This window comes from Pseudoduganella sp., from assembly GCF_041914865.1.
GTDB lineage: Bacteria > Pseudomonadota > Gammaproteobacteria > Burkholderiales > Burkholderiaceae_D > Rugamonas.
The window spans coordinates 7,600-11,931 of sequence record NZ_JAYSCO010000099.1 but is presented as its reverse complement, the minus strand read 5'-3'; the positions used below and the strand labels follow the sequence as shown (position 1 = coordinate 11,931).

The 4,332-nt window shown below is 64.0% G+C and carries 4 protein-coding genes; 1 reads left to right on the top strand and 3 read right to left on the bottom strand.

From position 1 onward, the window contains the following. Positions 1-67 precede the first annotated feature (67 nt). Positions 68-1,636 carry a S8 family serine peptidase gene (locus ACE3TQ_RS26235; RefSeq protein ID WP_374586601.1) on the bottom strand — a complete coding sequence of 523 codons (1,569 nt, stop codon included), beginning with the start codon at positions 1,634-1,636 and terminating at the stop codon, positions 68-70. A 247-nt stretch (positions 1,637-1,883) separates the two neighbouring features. On the opposite strand from ACE3TQ_RS26235, the gene ACE3TQ_RS26230 reads away from it, so the two are divergent. Further along, positions 1,884-2,597, top strand: coding sequence for a 2OG-Fe(II) oxygenase (locus ACE3TQ_RS26230; RefSeq protein ID WP_374586599.1), 714 nt, complete (start codon positions 1,884-1,886; stop codon positions 2,595-2,597). Between the two features lie 12 nt (positions 2,598-2,609). On the opposite strand, the gene ACE3TQ_RS26225 is transcribed toward ACE3TQ_RS26230, so the two are convergent. Further along, positions 2,610-3,284 carry a PEP-CTERM sorting domain-containing protein gene (locus tag ACE3TQ_RS26225; RefSeq protein ID WP_374586597.1) on the bottom strand — a complete coding sequence of 225 codons (675 nt, stop codon included), beginning with the start codon at positions 3,282-3,284 and terminating at the stop codon, positions 2,610-2,612. A gap of 88 nt (positions 3,285-3,372) precedes the next feature. Next, on the bottom strand, positions 3,373-4,251 hold the full coding sequence (locus ACE3TQ_RS26220) for a DMT family transporter (RefSeq protein WP_374586595.1): 879 nt from the start codon (positions 4,249-4,251) through the stop codon (positions 3,373-3,375). Positions 4,252-4,332 lie beyond the last annotated feature (81 nt).

Genomic DNA, 4,332 nt, shown 5'->3' with positions numbered 1-4,332 from the left:
GTCAGACCTGACCCCGAATTAAAAAAGGGCGCCGTGCGGCGCCCTGGAGGTTGGAGCTGGCTGTAAATCAGTTGCCGCAGCCGAGGGCCTGGATGCGGTCGTAGGCTGCCTTGGCTTGCACCATGCCGTAGCCGGTCTTGTTGTCCTTGCCGGCGGTTTCCAGGTCCTTGGCGGACTTGGTCAGCGAGCTGCGGATCTGCGAGCCGGTGCAGCTCGGGAAGTAGGACCATACCAGCGCTGCAACCGCCGATACGTGCGGGGTCGCCATCGAGGTGCCGTCGTAGAAGGCGTAGTTGGTGGCTTTCACTTCCACGGTGGCGGTCTGGCCCAGCTTGGTCTTCATCGCCGCGCCGTCCACGTCGGTCGCGGTGACCGATGGGATGGTGGTGACGGTGGTGCCCAGGGTGCCGCCGAATGCGCCGGCGGTATTGTTGTACACCACGGCGCCGACGCCGCCGGAGGCCTTGCAGTTGTTGACCTTGGTGGCGAAGTCCACGGTGCCGCGCTGGATCAGGCACACTTTGCCGGCCATGGCGCTGTTGACGCTGTCGCCCAGGCCGAAGTCGGCCAGCGGCGCGGTCGCGCTGCCTTTCGGCGAGCCGCTCATATCGCCCGGAACGTAGGCGGTGCCGCCCACGCTCAGCTTGGACTCGGAGCCGCCGCCCATCGGCACGGTGGACAGCACCGCAACGCCTGGACCGGAGATTTCCACTTTGCTGTTGTACTGCGAGAAGGTGGCCCACTTGTTGAACTCGTCCACGGCGGCCACCATCATCACGCTCGAGTAACCGGCCGGGTAGGACACCACGGTGTTGCCGTCGTTGCCGGCGGCAGCGATCGACAGGATGCCTTTCGATTGCGCGCTGTCGAAGGCGCGCTGTTCGGTCCGGCTGGAGCCGCCGCCGCCCAGGGACATCGAGATCACGTTGGAGCCTGCCGCCACGCACTTGTTGACGGCGGTCGCCAGGGTGGAGGAGTAGGCCCAGCCATCGGCGCCGAACACCTTGACGATGTGCAGTTTCAGTTTCTTGTTCGGGTTCACGCCGACCACGCCGGTGCCGCTGTTGTTGATGGCGGCGATGGTGCCGGCCACGTGGGTGCCGTGGTGGTTTTCGTCGGTGTACCACCAGCCGGTGCCGGAGTCGTATTCACCGCTGACGACGTTGCCGTTCAGGTCTTCGTGGTTGCGGTCGTAGCCGGAGTCGATGATGCAGACCTTGCGGTTGCCGGCATTTACGTCCGACAGCAGGTCGGACTGGGTGGCCTTGATGCCCCATGGGACCAGCTGGCCCAGCGCGTATGGGCTGCCAGTGGACGCCGAGGTGGTGGCAAACGGGAAGCGTTTGACGTCTTCTTCAATGTCGATGACGTTCGGGTTGTTCTTCAAGCCTTTCAGGGCCTGGGTCGGCACTTCAATGGCCATGGCGTCCATGCCGAACACCTCATGCTTGATGTTGCCTTTGGCGGAACCGATCGCCGACTTCACATGGGCGGCTTTGCCAGGCTGGAAGTGCACGATGACGCGGGTGGTGTCGTTGGCGGCGAAGGCCTGGCCAGCGGCACCGACTGCAACTGCTGCGGCCAGCAGCTTGGCGCCGGCGGCGATTTTGGAAACCTGGAATTGCTTTTGAACCATTGAAAATTCTCCCGACTCTAGAAAAGAGGTGATTGTCCATGGCCGTTGAACGGCGCTAATTGTTTTTGCTGGCACGCAAACATTGCATAGCAAGCTGCAACTGAGTGTAGGGAGAGCGCGGCCGGAAATCCATCTAAATGTCTCCATTTGTATGCACCTGTTGAATTTCGCATACACATTTGTTAAGAATGAGACATAAACCGCACCCGCTGTCCCATTCTTAACATCGGCGCCGGCGATTTCCCGTATGCTGCGCGCCATGGACGACTTTATTGAAATCTACGATGGCGCCCTGGCGCCGGCCCAGTGCGAGGCGATCCTGGCCCGCTTCGACGCCAGCGGCAAAGCCCTGCGCGGCAAGACCGGGCAGGGGGTGGACGTGGCGAAAAAGGACAGTTACGACCTGACCATCAGCCAGCACGCGGAGTGGAACGACGTGTCGAACCTGATGCTGGCGAGCGTGCTGCAGCACCTCGGCGCCTACATGGACAAGTACCGCATGCTGCTGACCGGCGCCCTGTCGCCGCGCGTGGCCGACCCGGACAGCGGCCAGCCGGTGACGCTGACCATCGACAACTTCGAGCGTTGCGGCAAGCCGTACCTGCGTGAGCTGATCCAGTCGATGTACCGCGCCGGGCCGATCAACGTGCAGAAATACCTGCGCGACAGCGGCGGCTACCACCACTGGCACTCCGAAATCTATCCGCAGAACGCCAGCTGCGAGACGCTGCACCGCGCCTTGCTGTTCCAGTTCTACTTGAATGACGTGGCCGAGGGCGGGGAGACGGAGTTCTACTACCAGCAGCGCAAGGTGGAAGCGCGCCAGGGGCGGCTGATCATCGCACCGGCCGGCTTCACCCACACGCACAAGGGCCATGTGGCGCGCAGCGGCGACAAGTATGTGGCGACGTCGTGGATTCTGTTCCAGCGCGCCGAAGCGATGTTCGGCGCGCCGGGGTAAGGCGGGCGAAGCTTAAGCGCGGCGGCGGCGGCGGGCCAGGGCCATGGCGCCCAGGCCGCCTGCCAGCAGCGCGCCGGTGACTGGCTCCGGCACGTCGTTCGGCGGCAGCGGACGTTCGCCGCTGATGCTCAGGTTGTCGATGGCCCAGCTTTCATCGTCGCCGGCCTGCCACATCGCGCCCGACGAGAAGAACTCGATGGTGTGGGCGCCGGCCGCCAGGTTGCCCAGGCTCAGCGACAAGGTATAGGCCTGGTCGCCCCAGGTGCCGGAGAAGCCCAGCTGGTTACCGTAAGACAGCAGGCTCAGGTTAGGGCTCACGGCCGGCGCGCCGAAGATGTCGAAGTTCTGCGTCAGCAGCAATTTGCCGTCCACGCGGATGTTGAAGTAGTCCGGGCCGCAGCAGTTGTTGCCATCCCAGGAATCGATCACCGCCAGCGACAGCGACAGGTTGGCCGTGTACAGCGCGCTGCCCAGGTTCAGTTTCAGCGCGGTGGCCTCACCGGCGCTGCTGTTGCGCAGCATCTGCTGGCCGAAGCCCAGCGCGCCATAGCCCTGGGTGCCGGTCAGGCTGCCCGCGCCGATGAAGCCGTTGCTGTTGCTCTCGAAATTATTGGTGTAGACGACGCCGGCGGAGGCGGGGATGGCGGCGGCCAGCGCGGCGGCGGCCAGGATTGCTTTGAGGTTCATTGTGGCTTCCACTGTTGTAAATGACGCAACAGTAAAGCAAATACCGGGCCACCCAATAAAATCAATAGCTTACTGCTAGTCGCATTGATTAGTTGTAAATTTTACCGACACCGCGCGCGCCCCAGTCCAGATTCACGCCCAGGCTGGCCAGCACGATCAAGGCAAAGCCCGCCACCTGCCACAGGCTGACCAGGTGGCCATACACCGCGAAGTCCACCACCACGGCCGCGGCCGGATAGACGAAGGTCAGTACGGCAATCGCCGCCGTTTCCATGCGCGGCGTCGCGCCGTAGATCATGACGTAGGCCATGGCGGTCGGCACCAGGCCCAGGGTCGCCAGCCAGCCCCATTGCGCCAGGCTCAGCCCGCCGGGCGGGAGCGTGCTGAAGGCGCCCAGCAACAGCGCCCCGGTCAGGCAATGCACCAGCGCCGTCAGGTGCGGCGGCGTGCCGCGCATCGACTTGGTGGTCAGCGTCACGCCGGCATAGGCCAGGGCCCCGGTCAGGGTGCTGGCAATGCCAAGCAGGTAGTTGGCATCCATCGGCGCATCGAAGCGCACGCCGCACGCCAGCGCCAGGCCGGCAAAACCCAGCACCACCCAGGCCAGCTTGTTGGCCGCCAGCCGCTCGCGCAGGATCAGCGCGCCCAGCAGCAGCACCATGAACGGCTGCACATGGAACACGATGGTAGCGGTAGCAATGCCGATACGCCGGATCGCCTCAAAGAAGGTCACCCAGTTCACCACCATCAGCACGCCGCTGAACGCCGCCAGTTTCAGCGCGCGCGGCGGCATATTCGCGCGCCGGAACATGCCGCGCCAGGCGCAATACGCCGCCAGCGCCAGTGCGCCGATGGCGCAGCGGAAGAACACAGTGGTGACCGGATCGAGGCCCGCCTCCTGGACATAGACGCCCAGGGTGCTCAGCATGAGCATGGCGATGGTGTAGGTGATGACGGGATGGCGCATTGCCGGCATCATCGCATGGAAATTCGGGGTCAGGGGTGACAAACCGACAAATTTTGCCCTTTTGAAACCGGAACCCCGGTT

Coding starts and splice junctions, on each gene's coding strand:
- ACE3TQ_RS26235 (WP_374586601.1), bottom strand. CDS start 1,636: ATGGTTCAAAAGCAATTCCAGGTTTCCAAAATCGCCGCCGGCGCCAAG.
- ACE3TQ_RS26230 (WP_374586599.1), top strand. CDS start 1,884: ATGCTGCGCGCCATGGACGACTTTATTGAAATCTACGATGGCGCCCTG.
- ACE3TQ_RS26225 (WP_374586597.1), bottom strand. CDS start 3,284: ATGAACCTCAAAGCAATCCTGGCCGCCGCCGCGCTGGCCGCCGCCATC.
- ACE3TQ_RS26220 (WP_374586595.1), bottom strand. CDS start 4,251: ATGCGCCATCCCGTCATCACCTACACCATCGCCATGCTCATGCTGAGC.